The sequence below is a fragment of the Serratia sp. CY56464 genome (assembly GCF_052168435.1).
In the GTDB taxonomy this organism is placed as follows: domain Bacteria; phylum Pseudomonadota; class Gammaproteobacteria; order Enterobacterales; family Enterobacteriaceae; genus Serratia; species Serratia marcescens.
This window is the reverse complement of record NZ_JBJNMV010000001.1, coordinates 755,253-776,370: the sequence shown is the minus strand read 5'-3', so window position 1 is coordinate 776,370 and position 21,118 is coordinate 755,253. Positions and strand designations below refer to the sequence as shown.

Below are 21,118 nucleotides of genomic sequence, written 5' to 3'. Positions count from 1 at the left end.
TTAGCGTCCTTTGGTTCCGGTTAACGCATCCGTCAGGTCCAGATACTGTGGCGCCACCGCGCCGGCGAAGCGCCGCTGGTGCGCCGTCTGCTGGGCGGAGGCGCAGCCTTGTTCGCCGAGAAACTTGATCTGCTCCTCTTCCCACACCGCATCCAGCGCCTGCGGCGTATCGTCGCGCGCCTCTTGCGCCACCTGCATCTCCAGCGCCTGGGCCTGCACCTCGCTGCCGGACAGCGCCAGCAGCAGATCAAACAGCACCGCGTACGGGCTTTCGCGCTGCTGCAGACGCGCGCCCAGCAGCGCCAGGATCGGCGCGATGTCCCGCAGCCCTTCCCGCGCCTGCGCCGCGCTGCGGCTGGCCAAATACTCCAGGTACAGCGGCAGGAAGTCCGGCAGCTCACGGCTGTCGATCTCCAGCCCGGCGGCGCGGTACTGCGCCATCAGGTCAACCATCGCCTGGCCGCGATCGCGCGACTCGCCGTGCACATGCTCAAACAGCAGCAGCGAGGTGGCGCGGCCGCGATCGAACAGTTCGCAATAGTCAGCCTGCGCGTCCAGCAACGGGCGCGCGCACAGGCGGCGGATAAACAGAATCAGCTGCGCGCTGTGGTGCAGATCCAGCTCGCTGGCCGGCTCCAGCGCTTCGATCAGCGCCTGCTGATGGTCAAACAGCGCCTGCTCCGGGTAATCCAGCAGGCGGGCGATCACTTTCAGGCTGATCATGAGGCATCCTCCGGCCGCGCGGTTTTCGCGGTCACGTCGATGGCATCGATACGGCGGCTGTTGAACAGATTGAACTTGCCATCGCTGCCGTGGCAGCCGTCGCCGAAGCTGAAGCCGCACCCCTTGCTTTCCGGGAAGGCTTCGCGCGCCAGCTCGCGGTGGCTCGACGGCACCACGAAGCGATCTTCATAGTTGGCGATCGCCAGGTAGCGATACATCTCCTGCGCCTGCGCTTCACTCAGACCGACCTGCTCCAGCGCGCTGGTGTCCACCACGCCGTCGACGGTTTCCGCCCGCTTGTAGTGGCGCATCGCCAGCATGCGTTTCAGCGCCAGCAGCACCGGCTCGGTATCGCCGGCGGTCAACAGGTTCGCCAGATACTGCACCGGGATGCGCAGGCTCTCGACGTCCGGCAATACGCCGCTGTGCGCCAGCTCGCCGGCGTCGGCGGCCGATTGAATCGGTGACAACGGCGGCACGTACCACACCATCGGCAACGTGCGGTATTCCGGGTGCAGCGGCAGCGCCAGCTTCCAGTCCATCGCCATTTTGTACACCGGCGACTGCTGAGCGGCTTCAATGACGCCCTGCGGCACGCCGTCCGCCAGCGCCTGAGCAATCACCTTCGGATCATGCGGATCGAGGAAAATATCGAGCTGACTCTGGTACAGATCCTTGTCGTTCTCCACCGCCGCCGCCTGCTCGATGCGATCGGCGTCGTACAGCAGCACGCCGAGATAGCGGATGCGGCCCACGCAGGTCTCCGAACAAACCGTCGGCTGGCCGGCTTCGATACGCGGATAACAGAAGATGCACTTCTCGGACTTGCCGCTTTTCCAGTTGAAATAGATTTTCTTGTACGGGCAGCCAGTCAGGCACATGCGCCAGCCGCGGCACTTGTCCTGGTCGATCAGCACGATGCCGTCTTCGCCGCGCTTGTAGATCGCCCCGCTCGGGCAGGTGGCGACGCAGGCCGGGTTGAGGCAGTGTTCGCACAGGCGCGGCAGATACATCATGAAGGTGTTTTCGAACTGGCCGTACATCGCCTTCTGCAGGTTGTCGAAGTTCTTGTCCTGCGAACGTTTTTCGAACTCCCCGCCGAGGATCTCTTCCCAGTTCGGGCCGCTTTCGATCTTGTTCATGCGCTGCCCGGTGATCAGCGAGCGCGGGCGCGCCACCGGCTGGTGCTTGCCCTGTTTGGCGGTGTGCAGATGCTGGTAGTCGTAATCGAACGGCTCGTAGTAGTCGTCCAGCGCCGGCACGTCCGGGTTGGCGAAGATTTTCGACAATACGCCGACGCGGCTGCCCATGCGCGGCTCCAGCTTGCCGTTGATTTTACGGATCCAGCCGCCCTTCCATTTTTCCTGATCTTCCCAGGCGTGCGGATACCCGACGCCGGGCTTGCTTTCCACGTTATTGAACCAGGCGTACTCCATACCCTCGCGGCTGGTCCAGACGTTTTTGCAGGTGACCGAACAGGTGTGGCAACCGATGCACTTGTCCAGATTCAGCACCATGCCGACTTGCGAACGAATTTTCATTTGCTGTTCTCCTGCTGACTGCCCTGCGCGTAGTCGTTGCCTTCGTCGTCCAACCAATCAATGCGGTTCATCTTGCGCACCACCACGAACTCGTCGCGGTTGGAACCGACGGTGCCGTAGTAGTTGAAGCCGTAGGCCAACTGCGCATAGCCGCCGATCATGTGGGTCGGCTTCGGACAGGCGCGAGTCACCGAGTTGTGGATGCCGCCGCGTTGGCGAGTGATCTCCGAGCCCGGCAGATTCACAATGCGCTCCTGTGCGTGGTACATCATGGTCATGCCGGCCGGGATACGCTGGCTCACCACCGCGCGCGCCGTCAGCGCGCCGTTGGCGTTGAAGGCCTCGATCCAGTCGTTGTCCGCAATGCCCAGATCTTTGGCGTCGTCTTCGCTCAGCCAGACGATCGGGCCGCCGCGCGACAGCGTCAGCATCAGCAGGTTGTCGCTGTAGGTGGAGTGAATGCCCCACTTCTGGTGCGGCGTCAGGAAGTTCAGCGCCTTCTCCTTGTTGCCGTTCGGCTTGCTGTTCAGCAGCGGCTGCGCGGCGCGGGTGTCGATCGGCGGCCGGTATACCAGCAGGCTTTCACCGAAGGCGCGCATCCACTCATGGTCCTGATACAGCTGTTGACGGCCGCTGAGGGTGCGCCACGGGATCAGCTCGTGCACGTTGGTGTAGCAGGCGTTATAGGAAACGTGTTCGTCCTCCAGACCGGACCAGGTCGGGCTGGAGATGATTTTGCGCGGCTGCGCCTGAATGTCGCGGAAGCGAATTTTCTCGTCTTCCTTGTTCAGCGCCAGATGCCGGTGATCGCGGCCGGTGACGTTGCTCAGGGCTTCCCAGGCTTTCACCGCCACCTGGCCGTTGGTTTCCGGCGCCAGCGACAGGATCACTTCCGCCGCGTCTATCGCGCTCTCGATCTTCGGCCGCCCCGCCGCCGGGCCGTCGGCCTTGACGTAGTTAAGCTGCTTGAGGAAGTCGACCTCGGTTTGGGTGTTCCAACTGATGCCCTTGCCGCCGTTGCCCAGTTTGTCCAGCAGCGGCCCCAGTGAGGTAAAGCGCTCGTAGGTGGCCGGGTAATCACGCTCCACCGCGATGATGTGCGGCGCGGTTTTACCGGGGATCAGATCGCACTCGCCCTTCTTCCAGTCCTGTACGCCGTAAGGCTGCGCCAGCTCGGCGGCGGAGTCGTGCTGGATAGGCAGGGTCACCACGTCGGTTTCCTGGCCCAGATGGCCGACGCACACCTCGGAGAAGGCCTTGGCGATGCCCTTGTAGATTTCCCAGTCGCTCTTCGAGTCCCAGGCCGGATCGACCGCCGCCGACAGCGGATGAATGAACGGGTGCATATCGGAGGTGTTCATGTCGTCTTTTTCGTACCAGGTGGCGGTCGGCAGCACCACGTCGGAGTACAGGCAGGTGCTCGACATGCGGAAATCGAGCGTCACCACCAGATCCAGCTTGCCTTCGCCGCCCTGCTCGCGCCATTCCACTTCCTGCGGCATCACGCCGCCCTGCTGGCCGAGATCTTTCCCCTGGATGCCATTTTCGGTGCCCAACAGGTATTTGAGCATGTACTCATGACCCTTGCCGGAGGAGCCCAGCAGGTTGGATCGCCAGACGAACAGGTTACGCGGGAAGTTCTGCGGATTGTCCGGCTGCTCGGCGGCGAAGCCCAGCGAGCCGTTCTTCAGGCTGTCGACGGTAAATTCGACCGGCGATTGGCCGGCCGCGCGTGCCTGCTCCGCCAGGCGCAGCGGGTTAGCGCCCAGCTGCGGCGCAGACGGCAGCCAGCCCATGCGTTCGGCGCGCACGTTAAAGTCGATCAGGCTGCCGCCGAAGCGCGACTTGTCCGCCAGCGGCGACAGCAGCTCGTCGGTGCCGACGGTTTCATAGCGCCATTGACTGGAATGGTTGTAGAAGAACGAGGTGCTGTTCATGTGGCGCGGCGGGCGCTGCCAGTCGAGGCCGAACGCCAGCGGCAGCCAGCCGGTTTGCGGCCGCAGTTTTTCCTGGCCGACGTAGTGCGCCCAGCCGCCGCCGCTCTGGCCGACGCAACCGCAGAAGATCAGCATATTGATCAGGCCGCGGTAGGTCATGTCCATGTGATACCAGTGGTTGACGCCGGCGCCGACGATGATCATCGAACGGCCGTGGGTCTTCTCGGCGTTTTCCGCGAACTCGCGGGCAATGCGGATGATGTTGTGGCGCGATACGCCGGTGATCTGCTCGGCCCAGGCCGGGCTGTAAGCCTTGACCTCGTCATAGTCGGCTGCGCAGTTGGCGTCGCCCAACCCGCGTTCCAGGCCGTAATTGGCCAGCGTCAGATCGTACACGCTGGTCACCAGCGCTTCGCTGCCGTCCGCCAGCCGCAGGCGTTTCACCGGCAGCTTGTGCAGCAGGATCTCGTCCAGCGCCACGCTGTTGAAATGCTCGCTGTCGGCGCCGCCGAAGTACGGGAAACCCACCTCGGCGACGTCGTCATGCATGCCCAACAGGCTGAGCTGCAGCTCGACTTCCTGTTGCGCCTTGCCTTCACGCTGTTCCAGGTTCCACTTGCCCTTCTCGCCCCAGCGGAAACCGATGGAGCCCTGCGGCGCCACCAGATCGCCGCTGCGGCTGTCGATAGCGACGGTTTTCCACTCGGGGTTGTTTTCCTGGCCCAATCCGTCCACCAGATCGGCGGCGCGCAGCAGGCGGCCGGCGGCGTAGTGGCCGCCTTCACGCGGCTCCAGCAGCACCAGCATCGGCATGTCGGTATAACGGCGCACATAGTCGCGGAAGTAGCCGACTTCGCGATCGAGATGGAACTCTTTCAGCATCACGTGCCCCATCGCCAGCGCCATCGCGCTGTCGGTGCCCTGCTTCGGATTCAACCAGTGGTCGCACAGCTTGGCGACTTCGGCATAGTCCGGCGTCACCGCCACGGTTTTGGTGCCCTTGTAACGCACTTCGGTAAAGAAGTGGGCGTCCGGGGTGCGCGTCTGCGGTACGTTGGAGCCCCAGGCGATAATGTAGGAGGAGTTGTACCAGTCGGCGGATTCCGGCACGTCGGTCTGCTCGCCCCAGGTCATCGGCGAGGCCGGCGGCAGATCGCAATACCAGTCGTAGAAGCTCAGGCAGGCGCCGCCGATCAGCGACAGGTAGCGGGCGCCGGCGGCGTAGGACACCATCGACATCGCCGGGATCGGCGAGAAGCCGATAATGCGGTCAGGGCCGAAGGTTTTAGCGGTATAGACGTTGGCGGCGGCGATCAGTTCATTGACCTCTTGCCAGCTGGAGCGGACGAAACCGCCGCGGCCGCGCGCCACCTTGTAACTTTTGGCTTTTTCCGCATCGCCGACGATAGAGCCCCAGGCCGTGACCGGATCGCTGTGCTGCGCTTTCGCTTCGCGCCACAGTTTGAGCAGACGCTTGCGCATCAGCGGGTATTTCAGCCGGTTGGCGCTGTACAGGTACCAGGAGTAACTGGCGCCGCGCGGGCAGCCGCGCGGTTCATGGTTGGGCAGATCGGGACGGGTGCGCGGATAGTCGGTTTGCTGGGTTTCCCAGGTCACCAGACCATTCTTCACGTAGATTTTCCAACTGCAGGAACCGGTGCAGTTCACGCCGTGGGTGGAACGCACCACTTTGTCGTGCTGCCAACGGCTGCGGTAGCCGTCTTCCCAGTCGCGGTTAGTGTTCAAGGTCTGGCCGTGCTCGCCAGAAAAAGGCTCCGCCAACTGCTTAAAATAGCGGAAACGGTCTAAAAATTTGCTCATCCGGAATGCTCCTGAAGGCTCTTGTCGTTATAAGAAGACATGCTCAATCTGCCGCCAGCCTACTGACGGCCAACCGGCGGCAAATTGATTGCGATCAAGAGAAAGCGGGAGGCGACGCGCGCGTCGGGGGTGAAATACCACCAAAGTATAGGTGCGATAAATTAGGTTAATTAATTGAATTAAAATGAATAAAGGAGAATATCAAGATGAAGGCGGACAGCTGGGAGGCAAGGCGGGGTATTTGGGGGTAGGACGCGGGAGAAACCTCCCGCGTGATGCTGACTCGTCGCTTTCAGCGTTGAAGCCACAGCGTCGCGGTACCCACGGCGGGCAACGTCAGCTTGACCTCCGTGCCCTCTCCCTGCTGCCGCCAACCCGCCGGAAGGCGCAAGCGGGTGCTTCCCTCTCGATAGTAAGGATTGGCTACCAGCAGCAAGGCGCGATCGCCCAGAATAAACATCCGCGCCGGCATTTGCGGGTCGCTTCCCGCCAGCGGCGTCGATTTTCCCGTCAGCAGATAAGGGGTGAAGGCGGCGATTTGCTGCGACACGGCAGCCACGCCACGCCAGGTGGCGTCAAACTCCCGTTGGTCGAAGCGGCCGGTTTTACGCTTATAAAACAGATCGGTATAAGAATAAAACAACAGCCCCTTGGCGCCGCCGATCAGCGCCTGCCAGGCCTGATTGCGAATTTCCGCCTCTGACGGCGGATGTGGCTTGCGGCGGGCGTCATAAGCGGCGTGATCCATGATTTGCATCACCACCCAGGCCCCGCGTGCCTGGCGGGCGGCCTGCACCGTCAGTTCGGTATAACGCGTCGTGCGCGTCAGATCGCGATCGTTCCCCACAGGGTAAGGGTCGGTCGCCAAAATGTCGCTGCTGTTAAAGTAGGCGTCCAACTCCCCGGTTTTGTTCAACACCTGGAAGGTGGGATGATCGCCGTCAAGCCGCTTTATTTGCAGGTTTTTTTCCTCGATCTTATCGAGATATTCCGGCCCCAGTTCATCGTTGATGTACCAGGCGAGCAGGTTGGGCTGAGAGCGCAAGCGCTGCACGTACCAGGCCGTCATCGCCGCGTAGTCGCCACCGCGCGCGGCCGGCGCGAAGCGGCTGCCGCGGTACTGATCTTTGACGGAGTAAATAACCAGCAGCCCGCGCTTGCCTGCGTTGCGGAAAAAGGCGTAAGGATCTTTCTTTTCCCCATAATCATAATTCAGCACCGTGTTGAATCCCGCCGAGGCGATGCGCGCCAAATGCTCATCGGTAGCCACGTTGGCGTAAATGCCCAACGGGAAAAGCCGTTGACCATCGCGCAGGGTAAAGCCTTCGCTGTCGATCGCGACTTTGGCCGCAGGCTGCCCGACGCGAAAAGACAGCTCGCTGCCCTGTGCCGGCTGGGATTGCTGACCGGTGACCTGCTGACGCAGGCGGTATTCCCCCTGTGCCAGGCCGGCCGGCGGTTGGTATTCGATACGGCGCTGCCCTTCAACCTGATAACGGTCGCGGCTACGGTGAACAACCTGCCCCTCGGCATTGAGCAATTCGCTGTCGACCTGCAAATGCTGCGGCTGCGCAGTGACGACCAACGTGTCGACCTTTCCCTGCGCCGACGCGCCGAGCTGATACAACGCCGGCATAGACGCGCGAGCACACGCATAGGCGTCGTCAAACCAGGCGGTACCGGTGCTCCCCTTACGCAGATAAACGCCAAAAGTGATTCGCGCCGCCTGCGGCGGCACGGTATAGCTGGCGTTCACCTGCCGCCAGCCGCTGTCGCCGGTCACCCCAGCCGGATAACTGCCTTCCAGAAAGCGCCCCTGCGCATCAAAGCTCTGCAGATAAACCCCAGCCCCGCCGTCGCGGCTTTGCCCGCGCACGCCGCGGGTCTTGAGCCAGACGCCGAAATCTATCGTCTGTCCGGGCTCAACCTGCAGCGCCTGGTTGAAGGTACGGTATCGCGCTATATCTGCATTGTCATAACGCAGACTCCCCCTGCCACTGTGCGTATCGCCGTCGGCCTGCGCGCCCTGCGCTCGCCAGCCGCTGAGCCCCTGCTCAAAGCCGGGGTTGGTCAACAGATTGGGTTGGCAGTTCTGCGCCAGAGCCGCTGCGCCCCACAAGGCGCAACAGCCCAGAGCCGCCCGCTGATACATCCCCCTCATGGTCATTTCCTTTTCACCACGGCATTGAACAGATAGGTGGCGAACAAATAGCAGGATTTCTGGTAAGACAGCCCCAAATGCTGACGGTAAATCCGCCATTGCCAGTCCGCAGCGCGGATTTTGTTGCCCGACAGCGAATGGGTAGACAACCGGTAACAGGCCAGCGGTTCGGGAATGCAGTAGGCCAGGCCGTTACGCGCCTTCTGCAGCACCGCCAGCCACATCAAGTAGTCCTCATGCCCCACTTTTTGCTGATATACCTTACCGATGCGCTTCTGGTTATAGATGCCGGTGAGATTGCCGATCCAGTTGCTTTTCAACATGTCCTGATAGCCGATAAGCTCATCCGCACCACGGGTGTTTTTGATCAATTTCAGGTCGTCTTCGAAGGTGTAATAATGGGAACACACCACGTCATAGCGGCGGGTTTGCAAAATGCTCGCCTGGCGTGACAGCTTGTTGGGGAGCCATACGTCATCACTGTCGCAGAAGGCGATATAGTCCCCGCTCGCCGCCTCAATGCCGATGTTGCGCGTTTCCGCCACGCCCTGGTTATGCTCATTGCGTATATAGGTGAGGCGATCGTGGATAAACGGCCGCACCACCTCGGCGGTGTTGTCGGTGGACGCATCATCGATCACATACAGGTGATAGTCGGTAAATTGCTGATTCAGCACGCCAAGGATCGATTCTTTGATGGAGTTTGCCGCGTTGTAGGCGGGCATTATCACGGATATCTTTTCCATTCTGTCCTCACTCAATGAGCTGTTGCCACTGGGGATAAATACGTTCGGGAGAAAAACGGCGAGACTTATCTAGCGCGGCGACAGAAAAGCGATCGCGCAGGTCCGGGTCGCGCATCAGTTCGAGCACGCCTTCGCTGAAGGCGGCGGCATCGTCATCGGGCACCAGATAGCCGTTGACGCCGTTGTCTATCAGCTCGGCCGGGCCGGTCTTGCAATCGTAGGCCACCAACGGCAGGCCGAAACTCATGGCTTCGATCAGCACCATCGGCAACCCCTCATAGCGCGACGTCATCAAATACAGACTGGCCTGGCGATAATAGGCCGCCACGTCGGCGGTGGCCGGCAGCAGGCTCACCTGCCGCTCCAGCCCGGCGCCTTTAATCTGCCGCCGCAGTGCGTCACGCTCAGGGCCGTCGCCAATAATCAACAGCCGCCAATCCGGCATTTGCGCCGCCACCCCGCGCCACAGCGCGATCAGACGATCGAAGCCTTTCTGATTGCTCAACCGCCCCACCGCCAGCGCCACCTTTTCCTGCAGCGCCGGCGTCGGCGCCTGTGCGCCGAACGGCGAAACGTTCTCGATCACCCGGCATTTCCCGGCGCCCACCCAGCGAGCGATGGCGTCGCGATCTTGCCGCGTCAGGAAAATCACGCGATCGCCCAACCGGTAAACCAACAACTTCAGCCATTTAAATACGCGCGGATACTGGTGAAAGCTGACGTGCTCGCTCAATAACAGCCGGCTGCGGGCACAGAACAAACGTAGAAAAGGCGTCATCACCACCGACAGTTTTCCCATGGAAACGGTAATGATCGCGTCCGCGCGTTCACGCCGCAGTGCGAACGCCAGCCGCCATGGCCAGAACAGCGAATCGCCGCCGCCACAGCGTAGCCGGACGTCGCTCGCCAGCGGAAAGAAGCTCCGCTCGCCACACAGCGAAAACACCGCCACCTCGTAATTCGGCAGACGCGCCAGCGCATTGGCCAAACCGCTGGCGACCCGTTCAGTGCCGCCCTTGCCCGCCATATTTTCGATGACGATGATTACCTTGCGTGCTTGCATATCATCTCCTGAATCCCTGGCGCACATTGCGCAACAGCCGGCCGCCAACCGAGAACAACCCCAGCCGCGTCAGACAATCGCCATACCATTTGATCATCTTGAACTTGCCGCTCAGGCTGTGCCGCACGATGCGCGACGAGTAATAATTGAACGCCTGGGCGTTTTCCGAATACAGCGAGGCCAGCAGGTGCTTGCAGGCGAATCCGCTGATATGGCGATCGCTGGGGCTGAGGAAGGTATTGATAAAGCGGTCGCTGGCCTCCAGATTAAGCTTCGCCGTCATGCGTCCGTAACGCCCCACGTCGAGAAACACCCCGCCACCGGCGTCATACGCCACTTGCGCGCCCAAATTGGTGGCGTTGACCAGAAAGCCCCAATCCTGATGCTTGTTGAGAAACTCGGGAAATAAAAAGCGGCGATCGCTTTTTTTACGCATGCTGATGGTGGATGACCGAATATCGCCCATTTCCAGAAAAAGAAAATCCTCGCCGGAAGAACCGGATTTGTAGTGAAAGTTGAAGTCGCGTACCGAATCGCCGCTCACCTCTGCATAATTACCGAAGATAATATCAATATGGCGATCTTCATGCTTCTTCATGCGGCGAATAATATAGTTGGTAGTAAAGTAATCATCCGAATCGAGAAAAAACACGATCTCCGATTGCGCTAAATTGGCGCCCAGGTTGCGCGATACCGCCGCATTGCTCTTCTGTTTTTTCTCATGTAGCATCACGTTGCTATTAGTCGCCGCTATCTGGCGAATATATTTGATATCATCCTCGTCAGAGCAATCATCAACCAAAATCACCTGATAGTCGAACCCTTGGCAAGCGCTGAAAATCCGCTTCAGAGTTTTAGGCAGGTAACGCGCACTATTATAAATAGGGATCACGATCGAGAAATCCATTTCTTAACCCTCCAACTTAGAATTTATCATTTCTTTTCCACGGCAAAGCAGCAATAACGACACGTTAAATACCGGGACCAAAAAATAGGTTTCCGTAAAAGTTGTCAGCAGGAAAACAACCACCACCCAGCGCATGAATCGACTCAGCCTGCGCATATTACCCAACAGGTGAAAATAACAAAAAAGCATGACAACAGAGGCGATCCCACCAGCCGAATAAAACATGGCGATGAAGAAGAAATCGACCGGCTTATAGGGTTCGATATTCATGCCGAACAGCGGATTGGGTAGCCCCACCGCCTGAAACATCTGCCAGGAGAACCAGATGCGCCCGGTCAACGCCTGGTTCAACAGCGCATCCAATGCCGGATTGCTCCCCCAGCGTATAACGCTGGCGAACTGGAAGCCTACGATGGCCAACGTCAGCGCAATGCAGACTTTTCTATTGGGGGTAAAACGCAACAGCGGCGCCAGCCAAAACAGCAACAACATCAACAGTGCCAACATAAAACAGGTGCGGGAATAGGAATACATCAGCACCGGGATAATTAACGCCGACACCGCCAGTGAGGCGATATTTTTCATTCCACGCGTTAATTTCGCATGGTCGATCAGGCACAGCAGCATGGCGAACAAGGCAAAAGAATAATACGCCAAGGTATTCGGGTTATCGAAACCCAGCGTTAATCTGTTGCCATAGCGCTCATCAAGGTAAACAAATCCATTGGTGTAAAAGGTATAAGGGATAACCATCAACAGCCCGGCAACCACAAAAGCGATAGCGAACATTTCAGCGCCGCGCACCATCTCGATGCGGCGGAATAAAATTATCACCGCAGAGCTGAATACCGCGCCAAAAAGGTAATCGCCATGTCCGGTGGCGATATTAACCAGAAACAGCAGAACCAAAAAACCCGCAACCGCTTTTTCCGCCATCGTAGCGATGAAAAATGCATAGCCGACATAGAGCAACATCAGGGCATTGAGCCCCATCACGGTTTTATTAATCAGCTCGCTGTTGAACGATCCCGAGGTCAGGAAAGTTTTCACGAAAAAGATCAACAGGAAGGTCAATATGATTGATTGATTGACCAAATCCCGCGACTGATTATAACCAACATTGGCATGCATGTGAAAATTGGAGGCGACTCTCTGCATAAGCGTTTACTCAGTAAAATAACTGCCCCATTCCTGCTCGATGTTTTCCGGCTTAAGCTTGCTTAATCCCGCACCAGGCGTAAACGTCAATTCACCGAAATAGACCTTCTCACCGACCTGGTAGAAATCCACGCGGACATAAGAGAACTGCTGCGCAACCTGGCGAGCCAAACGCGTCATTTCTTCCAGCCGCGTAGGTCGCGGCATCGGTTCGTCGGCATTCGGCAAGTTGATGCGGATTTCGGTACGGTTCCAGTCGAGATCAAAAATATCGCGCCGATGGGTGCCGAAACGCTGGTAATCCACCTGGATAAACATGCGAATTTCATGGTTGTCGTTGAAACAATGAAACTTGATATCGTTCGGCACCTGCTCACCATCCAGCAACATGCGTTCCACCATGATGCAGGGTTCGATGTCCAGATAATGCTTTTCGCGACTCTGCTCGTAAAAGTTGCTGCGCATCCACGAACTGCTGAGATCGTACAATTCCGCGTAGCTAACCTGTTGCTTGTCGAACACCAACCGGTTATAGCCGCTGCCATGGTTGGCCTTCAGCACGAAGGCGTCTGGCAACTGCCTGAACGTGTCGTAGCTGAGTTCAGTGCCATGCGCATACAGCTCCACCAGATACTCTTCGCCCCACAGGCCGGCAATAAATTCGCGGACCTTGTATTTGTCCGACAAGGTGGTGTAGATGCTGCGCGGATAAATTTTGCGGCGCATGATCTTTTCGCTGAAGCCGGTCGGTTTTGACAGGTGCGGCAATTTTTTGAAATAGAGCGCGTATTTAACCTGATGGTGCCAGGCATCGGGCAGGCGCTTGGAAATGCTTTTAACCAGGGTGTTTAACATGCTCTCTCCTTAATTTGCTGACAAGACGCGGCAGGCAGTAAAAACAGGTCAGCTGCAGTCGGGTAATTTTCCCGCCACGGAATAAACTGTTCAGAACGAAGAACGAAATGAATTCCGCCAGTAGCGTAGACACCGCAGCGCCGGTCAGGCCGTAACGCGGGATCAGCAGCAGATTCATCGCCACGTTCAGCAGAGCCACCAACGGCATCTTGATGGCGATAAAGCGATAACCGGCGAACAGCACGATGCTGCGATACGAAACCGTCCCCATCACTGAGAACAGCGAGGTCAGCGTACAAATAGCCAGGATGTCGGCAGCCGGTTGAAAAGCGGCGCCATACAGCAGCGCAATAGCCGGGTGGGCGAACCACCACAGACCCAGCAGCACCGGCAACGACAGGCCCAATACCACCAGATAAAGCACCCGGATGCGGTACTCCTGCTCCAACGGGTCGCGACAGTTGGCAATACCCGGCATCAACGAGGTGATCAGCGCCATCGGCACAAAAACCCACCCCTGGCTGAGGGTGGTCGCGGCGCTGAACCAGCCCACCGCCTGCTCGCCGACCAGATTGCCCAGCATGATTTGATCGATGCGGGTATAAATCACTATCGCCAGACTGGAGATGGCCAACGGCAGGCCCACTTTCAGCAAATAACGGCCATAGCGCCCGGCCTGGCGCGGCGTAACCCGCGGCGAGGCCGCAGCTTCCCCACGAAATAGCCAGAGGCGCACCAGATAAGGTACGGCGCTGCTGAGGATGTAGGGTACCGCGAACCACACCAGCGGCAGAGCGGCGCTCACCAGCGCCAGCCGCAGTCCGATCGACAACAGCAGCGCCAGGTTGTTGATCAGCGTATTGCGTTTCGACTGCAGGCGGGCATCGTAATAAATTTTGTACACGTCCTGAATCGAGAAATAGGCGCTGATAAGCAGCAACAGCGTCATCAGTTGACCGGCTGGCGGCTGGCTGAAATAGCTCCATATCAGCATCGGCAGCGCCACCACCAGGAACAGCCGGCGGCGCAAACGCATCGAAGCCAACATCAGGCGAATGCCGCTCGGCGGGCGGCGGGCGACGCGGTTGAAAATGATGCTGTCGGCGCCCAGCTGCACCAGCGGCACCACGATGGCGATCGTCGCCAACAGATAGTTGAGAGCGCCAAACTGGGCGGGCCCCAGATAGCGCGCAACGTAAATGGAGACGAAGATGCCGGACAGGCTAAGCGAAACGCGTTCCAGCATCAGCCACAGGGCATTGGTGATAATGGCCTTCACCCGCTTATTCCTCTGCCTGCCGCTGATCTTCCCGATGGCTTGGATAGGCGAAGTTGTAATAGCTCATGTCGGTCGCCGCCCTTTTCACGATGCCGTTGAGGATTACGCCTCTGATCGCCACGCCATTTTGTTCGAAACGGCGCATGCTGGTTTCGATCTGCTTGACGGTGTTCACCTCAAAACGCACCACCAACAGTGACGTACCGGCGTGGTTGCCGACGATGGCCGCGTCCGTCACCGCCAGAATCGGCGGCGTATCGATCAGCACCAGATCGTAGTTTTGCCCGGCCCAGCGCAGGAAATCGGCGAAACGGCGATGCATCAGCAGCTCGGACGGGTTCGGCGGCACCTGACCACGTGGCACGAAGTCCAGATTGGCGATGGCGGTTTTCCGCACCGCCTGTTCCGTCATCACTTTGCCCACCAGCATGTCGGACAGCCCTTGATGAGCGTCGTCCGATAACCAACGATGCAAAAATCCTTTACGCATATCCGCGTCGATCAACAGCACCCGCTGCCCGGCCTGCGCCACCACCACCGCCAGGTTGGTGCTGGTAAAACTCTTGCCGCTTTCCGGACTGGCGCCGGAGACCATCAAAATGTTGTTTTTGGCCTCCAGCATGGCGAAATGCAGGCTGGTGCGCAGGCTGCGAATGGCCTCCACCGACAGATCCGCCGGCTCGACCACCGCCAAGATCGGCAGGCGACGACCGCCGGATTTGGGCAACAGCAGGCGTTGTTCGCGATTGCGTTTCGCCTGCCATGGCGACAGCGGCACGGTGGCGTAGACGTTGATGCCTCGCTTCTCCAGCGTATCGATATCATTGATGCCGCGATGGAAGGCCGTGCGCAGCAGCACCACGGCCGCGGTGCCCGCAGCGCCCAGTATCAACGCCAACAACACGATTAGCATCTTTTGCGGCTGAATCGGTCGGATAGCGGTTTCCGCCTCGTCGACGATGCGAATATTGCCCACCGTGCCGGCCTTGCTGATGCTCAGCTCCTGCTGTTTGTTCATCAGTTGCATGTAAACCTGCTGATCCACCTGCACGTCGCGGGTGAGACGCAGGATCTCCTGCTGCATTTTCGGCAGCGTCTGTACCTGTTTGCCGAGCCGCGCCTTTTCCGCCTCCAGCGTGGCGCGCTTTTCCATCAGCGCCCGGTAAGCCGGGTGCACGCGGGTATAAAGCTTGGAAATCTCCGCCTCCTTGAAGGTCAGCTCGTTGAGCTGGGCTTCGAGCTGCACCTGAGTGTCCAGCACCGACTTGGCTTCCAGCGACAGATCCACCGAATCGTTTTGCTGGCGGAACTGGTTGAGCTGGTTTTCGGCGTTGTTCAACGAGGTTTGCGTTTGCGGCAGCTGCTCCTGCAGGAAGGCCAGCATTCTCTGCGCCTCTTCCGTTTTGCGATCCACGTTCTGCTGCAGGTAGTTATCGGTGATGTTCTTCAGCACCGCCTCGGCACGCTGCGGATCTTCACTCGGCAGCGTAAACGTCATGATGCCGCTGTCCTTACCGCTCGGCACTACGCCCAGGTATTTACGCAGATCGTCCACCGCTTCTTGACGCGCGACTTTAACCACGGTGAAACTGGTGCCCGGCGCCGCATCCAGCGCCGAAACGGTCATGCTCCACTCGCCCTGCGCCACCGGTTGCCCAACCACGCCGCTGAACAATTTGGCGCCGTCATGGCTCAGCTCGTAATGTTGCCCATCGCGCACCGTCAGCGTCAGCGCTTCGCCCTGCATGTCCGCCGGCGTTGTCAGCGTACCGATGTCCAATACCGGCGTCTTTTCACCGCTCAGTCGGGCGAAACCTTTACCGAATACCGGGAAATAGTCCGGTTCGACGCGCACCGTCAGGCCGAGGGCATCCACCGTTTTGCCGAGCACGTAGCGCGACTTGACCAGCGTCACCTCATCCTGCGTCGTCGAATTTTGCCCCAGCGAACTGTCCAGCGTTTCACGCAGCAGCGAATCGCCGGACAGCTGATTCTCCACCTGCACCACCGCCGTGGCCTGATACACCGGGGTAGCCAACAGGGCGTAGGCGACGCCCAGCGCACCGGCCACACCGGTCACGACGGCGATCCGCCAGCGGTTATCCCACAGCGGCCCTACCAGACGCTCCCACTCCAGCTTTTCATCTTGTTCGGCCACCATCACGGACAGCGCATTGTTTTTCATCTTCTGTTCCTTATTCACCCTGCGGAGTTACCAGTTGCGCACGCGCAAGGTAGCCTCGCTGAGATCGTTAAAACTGCTGATGGTCGGCACCAGCTGGCTGATCAAACGGTTCCAGCGCGCGATAGGCGCCGCGGTGACGTACACGACGTCGTAAGGGTGCAGCTGAAATTCAGCGCCCATCGCCAGCGCGCTGGCGTCGGAGAGATCGAACTGATACAGCGTCGCCAGCCGCTGCGGGGGGTTGCCGCCGCTCGGCCGGATCACGAACACCCCGGTCGCATCCGCCACCGTCTGGCTGATCCCTTCGGAAGATCCGAGGGCTTCGGTCAGGGTCATGCCGCTGCGATCCATCTTCAGCGTCGCTTGCTTGCCCACCTCGCCCATCACGAACACTTTCAAGTTGTCATTGCGCGGAATGTAGAGGATGTCGCCCGGCTGCAGCAGCGCGTTCTGGCTGATGTCGCCACGCTGCATCAGCGCCTGCAGCGAGATGGCCCGCTCTTTGCCCTGATGCGTCAGCACCACGTTGCGCCAGTCGGCATTGTCCGTCAGGCCGCCGGCGGCGTTGATCGCATCCAGAATGGTCAGCGGCACGTTGGTGATCGCCTGCTGACCGGAGGTTTTCACCTCACCGGTCACATAAGCCTTCTGCGAGCGGAACGCGGCGATGCTGACATCCACCTGCGGGCTTTCCACATACTGCGCCAGACGGCCGGCGATCAGGCTGCGCACTTCGGTGACGGTTTTACCCACCACCGCCACGCGCCCGATATAGGGGTAAAAGATCGTGCCATCCGCATGCACCCAGTTACCGGTGTCGCTGGCGCTGCGATATTGCCCGGCCGGCGTGGTCAACTCGGGGTGATCCCAGACGGTGACGTTCAACACGTCGCCGACGCCGATACGGTATTGGTAGCTCTGCAACCGCTGGTCCAGCGCCGGATTCGGCTGGGCGACCGGTTCAACGCGCCGCATTTTCTGCAGCAGCATCGGTGACATGCGGTAGACCTGTACCTGGCTGTTCAAATCGAAATCGTCGTCTTGTTGCACGACGATGGCTTTTCCGCTGGTCGGTAAATGTGAGCCGGGAACCACCGTACAACCGCTCAATAACGCGGAGGTGAAGGCCAACGGCATCAAAAGAGGCAAATGAAAATTCATGGAAGTACCGTGATAAACGGGCTGCTGCCGCAGCCCGTGAGAGGATTAACGCCCGACGGTTGGATTATCGCTGAGCATCGTCGCCTGACGCGGTTCGCGCAACATGGCGAAATAACCGCAAAAACAGAACAGAAACGCCACCAGCATCAGGCTTTCCTGCAGTTGCAACACTTCACTGCAAATGCCGATGCAGGCCAGCGTCACCGCCAGCATGGTGCTCATCGCCAGTGCCTGGCGCGCATTGAGTCCGCGACGCATCAGAATATGGTGCAAATGATCGCGGCCCGCTTTGAAGGGGCTTTGGCGGCGCAACAGGCGGCGCACCATCACGGTCACCATGTCCATCAGCGGAATGGCGATCAGCCACAGCGCGGTGACCGGGCGCATTACCGCCTGCTGCCCCTGCGTCGCCAGCAACACCAGCCACAGCACGCTGAAGCCGATCACCATGCTGCCGGCGTCCCCCATAAAGATTTTGTTACGCGCGCCGAACAGGCTCAGGTTGAACAGCAGATAAGCCGCCAGCGCGACGATCAGGCCCAGGCACCACAGCGCCAGATCTCCCCGGCCACCCAGTCCGAACACGATGGCCAGCGCAACGAAGGTCACGCAGGACAAGGCGCCCAGTTGCCCGTCGATGCCATCCACCATGTTGTAGGCGTTGATCGCCCCCCATACCGCCAGCGGCGTGAGCAGCAACGCGCCATAACCGAGCATCACTTCCTGATGGCCCCAGGCATGGCCCAATGAGGAAAGCTCCATCCCTGCCGCCAGCATCATCGCCAGCGCGATCCCTCCCTGCACCATGACGCGTGGCGCCACGGGCAGATCAAAGCGGTCATCCAGCACGCCCAACACCACCAGCGCCGTAATGCACAGCAGATAGACGGTGCTGTCGGGCAGCCAGGCGGGTTGCCACAGCGCCATCAGCATCAGCGTCAGGTACACGGCGATGCCGCCGACCAACGGAATATGTCCCAGATGTTGCTTGCGCGCATTGGGCTTATCCACTAATCCCACCGTCAAGGCGACCCGGCGGGCAATAAGGATCCACGCGACCGCCAGCACAAATATCACGCTCAGTTGATATAACATCGTTCCTCCAGCGAATAAGCACGCTACCGCCCTTGAGTTACAGCTCCCAATGCGCTATTAACAAAAACAAAATTGATCCTGCCAGGATATAAGTCAGCATGAATTAATCCTGAAAAATACAGATTTATCCGCTTGTCGGCGGAAATAAGTAAATAACGTCAGCGTGCGGTTAAGTTATCTATCAGAAAACTCATGTTTAATGGTTCTTTCGATTGCCGAATCAAGTTCAACAGGCGCCACGAAATTATTTTGCACATTACTTTTAAACTGCGTTCTGGCGCAGAATTTCTGTACTCTGACGCGGCTTATTGGGAATTTCTTTCGACTTATTTTACTCACAACATCCAATGCGGTTGCGCCGCATATGCCTACGGCATAAGGAATGCGAATTGTCTTATTTTTTCTCCCCAATGAAGAGGAAATGACGTCGACCAATTGATTCATCGTAAAGTCCGGTTTATCGACGTAGTTGCTGACCTGATAACTTGACTGTTGATCCAGCGCATGTTCCAGCCGCGCGGCAATATTTTCAACGTAGGCCATCGACTTCATATTATTGCCGCTGCCAATCATCACGAAACGTCCGCTGGCGATCTGACGGAACAGGTTATACACGTTGCCGCGGTTGCCTTCGCCGAATACCACCGTTGGACGGATGATAGTCAACCGATTTTCCACATCGGCCTTGCGCCAGGCTTCATAAACGTATTCCGCCTCGAGCTTGGACTTGCCGTAATGGTTGAAAGGCTCGAAACTTCCTTCTTCGCCGGTTTCCTGTTTGACGAAGCCGTAAACAGCGACGGAGGAGGTGAAAATGATTTGGCGGATATTCAGGGCGGAGGCTGTCATGCAGACATGCCGCGCGCCTTCGACATTGACCTGATAATAGAGCGAAATGGGATCGACGTTGTCCTGATGTTCCGCCGCCAGATTAATGATGGCGTCGCAGCCCGTCAGCGGTTCTTGCAAAGTCTGAGGTTGCGTCACATCGCCATACTGATAGAGCGCGGGAAAATGTGCGCTGGGTTGCTTATCCACGATGACCAACGTCAGATCATCGCGCGCACTGAGACGTTTCGCCAGGCGTGTTCCGATAAAACCGGAACCCCCGATAATAGCTACTTTACGCTTATCCATAATTTGTCACTCAGCAGGTTCTCATTATTCCTGTCGCCCCATTGGGACAGGACGCTAATACGCGTTAGGTAATGAGTTCCAGACTGGACAAATCGAACCTGGCTTTCAAATAACAAATAATGAAATAAAAGATTTCATCAAATGTAAAATTATCGCTAAAGATAAAACCTCATTCAGCGCTAATTTTTAACATCGTAAGCAACTTGATATTGCAAGGTTTTATTCGGCAATATGAGATTAATCCGACCTTTGCCGGGCGTCGAAGAGGTCTCATATTTTACCGGCAATTTAAGCTGCCCTTGCTTAGGATCGACACATTCGATGGTGGCTTGATCCATGTTCTCTCCCTGGTAAAGGCAGAGCAGAGTTTGCGGGCTGTTGGTATGGGGGTTATTCAGCGTCAGCGTCAACACCACGCGCGTGTTGTTCTGAATATCATTGATCACCGGGGGGCGGGTTTGGTTGCCGAGCACATATGAAAAATGTGAAATAACCAGCAAAGAGGCGAATACCGTCAGGTATTTCACTACACGGCTGGCGGGTATGCTGAAAAAGCGACGCACCGCCGCCGACTTTTTTTCACGCACCGGTTCTTTGGATGACTCCACCGTTGCAACAGGCGCAGCAACCAGCGTCGATTTATGCGGCTTATCTATTTTTTCATCGTTTGTTTCAGACGACTCACTTTCACTTTCAGAAAGTTCCGCTTGAATATCAACACCAATATCTTCACCGCCATTTAATATATCATCATCAGCGTAGTCTTCATCCTCGGATATAAAGTGAAAAGCCGCTTGATTTTCCACCTTGTAACCCAAACGAGGAATGGTTCTGATAAGCGTGTGTTCCGTGTCGCTAATCTTTTGGCGAATAGATTTAATTGTTTGATTTATCGTTGAATCTGAGCAATAGGTTCCTTTCCAGATATTTTCTATAATTTCCGTTCGGGTAACCAGTTCTGGTGATCTGGCGACAAGCAGCGAAAGAATTTGATACTCCTTCCAACGCAGACGAAATTTCTCCCCGGCAGGAGTCAGAACATCGAGATTCCTAATCTTTATTCTTTTATCAAGATTCACTTTTAATTTCCTTAGCGTGCCTGTCCTGCACACTTTGTATAGAAATATCAAAAAATGTTCAAGAAATTAAATGTAAACTCAACAGGTTGCATTCATCGGATATTGGCCTTTATAAAAATTTTCTGATTTCATTTTTTACATTAGGCCATATTAAGGATGTTCCGTTTATCCAAATGACTCTTTTTCCCTGCTGGCAACATGGATTTCTTTCATGGTCACCGTAAAATTCAAATGAACACCTCATTGATTTAAAAAGGAAAAACTAACCAT

Annotated in this window: 15 protein-coding genes; all 15 read right to left on the bottom strand. The window is 57.8% G+C overall.

What is annotated here, in order from left to right:
• Nucleotides 1-723: a nitrate reductase molybdenum cofactor assembly chaperone gene (gene narJ, locus ACJ8KE_RS03825; protein WP_079451502.1), complete on the bottom strand. Its 723-nt coding sequence runs from the start codon at nt 721-723 to the stop codon at nt 1-3.
• Nucleotides 720-2,264, bottom strand: coding sequence for a nitrate reductase subunit beta (narH, locus tag ACJ8KE_RS03820; protein ID WP_016927361.1), 1,545 nt, complete (start codon nt 2,262-2,264; stop codon nt 720-722). Before narH ends, narJ begins: the two co-directional genes overlap by 4 nt.
• Nucleotides 2,261-6,022, bottom strand: a complete 3,762-nt coding sequence (locus ACJ8KE_RS03815; RefSeq protein ID WP_079451503.1) for a nitrate reductase subunit alpha — start codon at nt 6,020-6,022, stop codon at nt 2,261-2,263. The genes narH and ACJ8KE_RS03815 overlap by 4 nt, the downstream gene beginning before the upstream one ends.
• A gap of 292 nt (nt 6,023-6,314) precedes the next feature.
• On the bottom strand, nt 6,315-8,174 hold the full coding sequence (locus ACJ8KE_RS03810; protein ID WP_033640055.1) for a carbohydrate-binding protein: 1,860 nt from the start codon (nt 8,172-8,174) through the stop codon (nt 6,315-6,317).
• Between the two features lie 11 nt (nt 8,175-8,185).
• A complete protein-coding gene (locus ACJ8KE_RS03805; RefSeq protein WP_015378195.1) occupies nt 8,186-8,929 on the bottom strand; it encodes a glycosyltransferase family 2 protein in 744 nt (247 codons plus the stop codon).
• A gap of 7 nt (nt 8,930-8,936) precedes the next feature.
• On the bottom strand, nt 8,937-9,992 hold the full coding sequence (locus ACJ8KE_RS03800) for a glycosyltransferase family 4 protein (RefSeq protein WP_079449830.1): 1,056 nt from the start codon (nt 9,990-9,992) through the stop codon (nt 8,937-8,939).
• Between the two features lies 1 nt (nt 9,993).
• Complete coding sequence (locus ACJ8KE_RS03795) at nt 9,994-10,899, bottom strand: glycosyltransferase family 2 protein (protein WP_033640053.1); 906 nt, start codon at nt 10,897-10,899, stop codon at nt 9,994-9,996.
• A 3-nt stretch (nt 10,900-10,902) separates the two neighbouring features.
• On the bottom strand, nt 10,903-12,057 hold the full coding sequence (locus ACJ8KE_RS03790) for a hypothetical protein (protein ID WP_028127495.1): 1,155 nt from the start codon (nt 12,055-12,057) through the stop codon (nt 10,903-10,905).
• 6 nt (nt 12,058-12,063) lie between these two features.
• On the bottom strand, nt 12,064-12,912 hold the full coding sequence (locus ACJ8KE_RS03785; RefSeq protein WP_028127496.1) for an ATP-grasp fold amidoligase family protein: 849 nt from the start codon (nt 12,910-12,912) through the stop codon (nt 12,064-12,066).
• Nucleotides 12,893-14,191, bottom strand: coding sequence for a flippase (locus ACJ8KE_RS03780; protein ID WP_048795031.1), 1,299 nt, complete (start codon nt 14,189-14,191; stop codon nt 12,893-12,895). The genes ACJ8KE_RS03785 and ACJ8KE_RS03780 overlap by 20 nt, the downstream gene beginning before the upstream one ends.
• Nucleotides 14,192-14,195: 4 nt before the next feature.
• A complete protein-coding gene (locus tag ACJ8KE_RS03775) occupies nt 14,196-16,376 on the bottom strand; it encodes a polysaccharide biosynthesis tyrosine autokinase (protein ID WP_049299148.1) in 2,181 nt (726 codons plus the stop codon).
• Between the two features lie 27 nt (nt 16,377-16,403).
• A complete protein-coding gene (locus ACJ8KE_RS03770) occupies nt 16,404-17,537 on the bottom strand; it encodes a polysaccharide export protein (protein WP_049299147.1) in 1,134 nt (377 codons plus the stop codon).
• A 45-nt stretch (nt 17,538-17,582) separates the two neighbouring features.
• A complete protein-coding gene (wecA, locus tag ACJ8KE_RS03765) occupies nt 17,583-18,632 on the bottom strand; it encodes a UDP-N-acetylglucosamine--undecaprenyl-phosphate N-acetylglucosaminephosphotransferase (protein ID WP_442517141.1) in 1,050 nt (349 codons plus the stop codon).
• A 174-nt stretch (nt 18,633-18,806) separates the two neighbouring features.
• Nucleotides 18,807-19,769 carry an NAD-dependent epimerase/dehydratase family protein gene (locus ACJ8KE_RS03760; RefSeq protein WP_016927350.1) on the bottom strand — a complete coding sequence of 321 codons (963 nt, stop codon included), beginning with the start codon at nt 19,767-19,769 and terminating at the stop codon, nt 18,807-18,809.
• Between the two features lie 179 nt (nt 19,770-19,948).
• A complete protein-coding gene (locus ACJ8KE_RS03755) occupies nt 19,949-20,848 on the bottom strand; it encodes a winged helix-turn-helix domain-containing protein (protein WP_028127498.1) in 900 nt (299 codons plus the stop codon).
• Between the last annotated feature and the right edge of the window lie 270 nt (nt 20,849-21,118).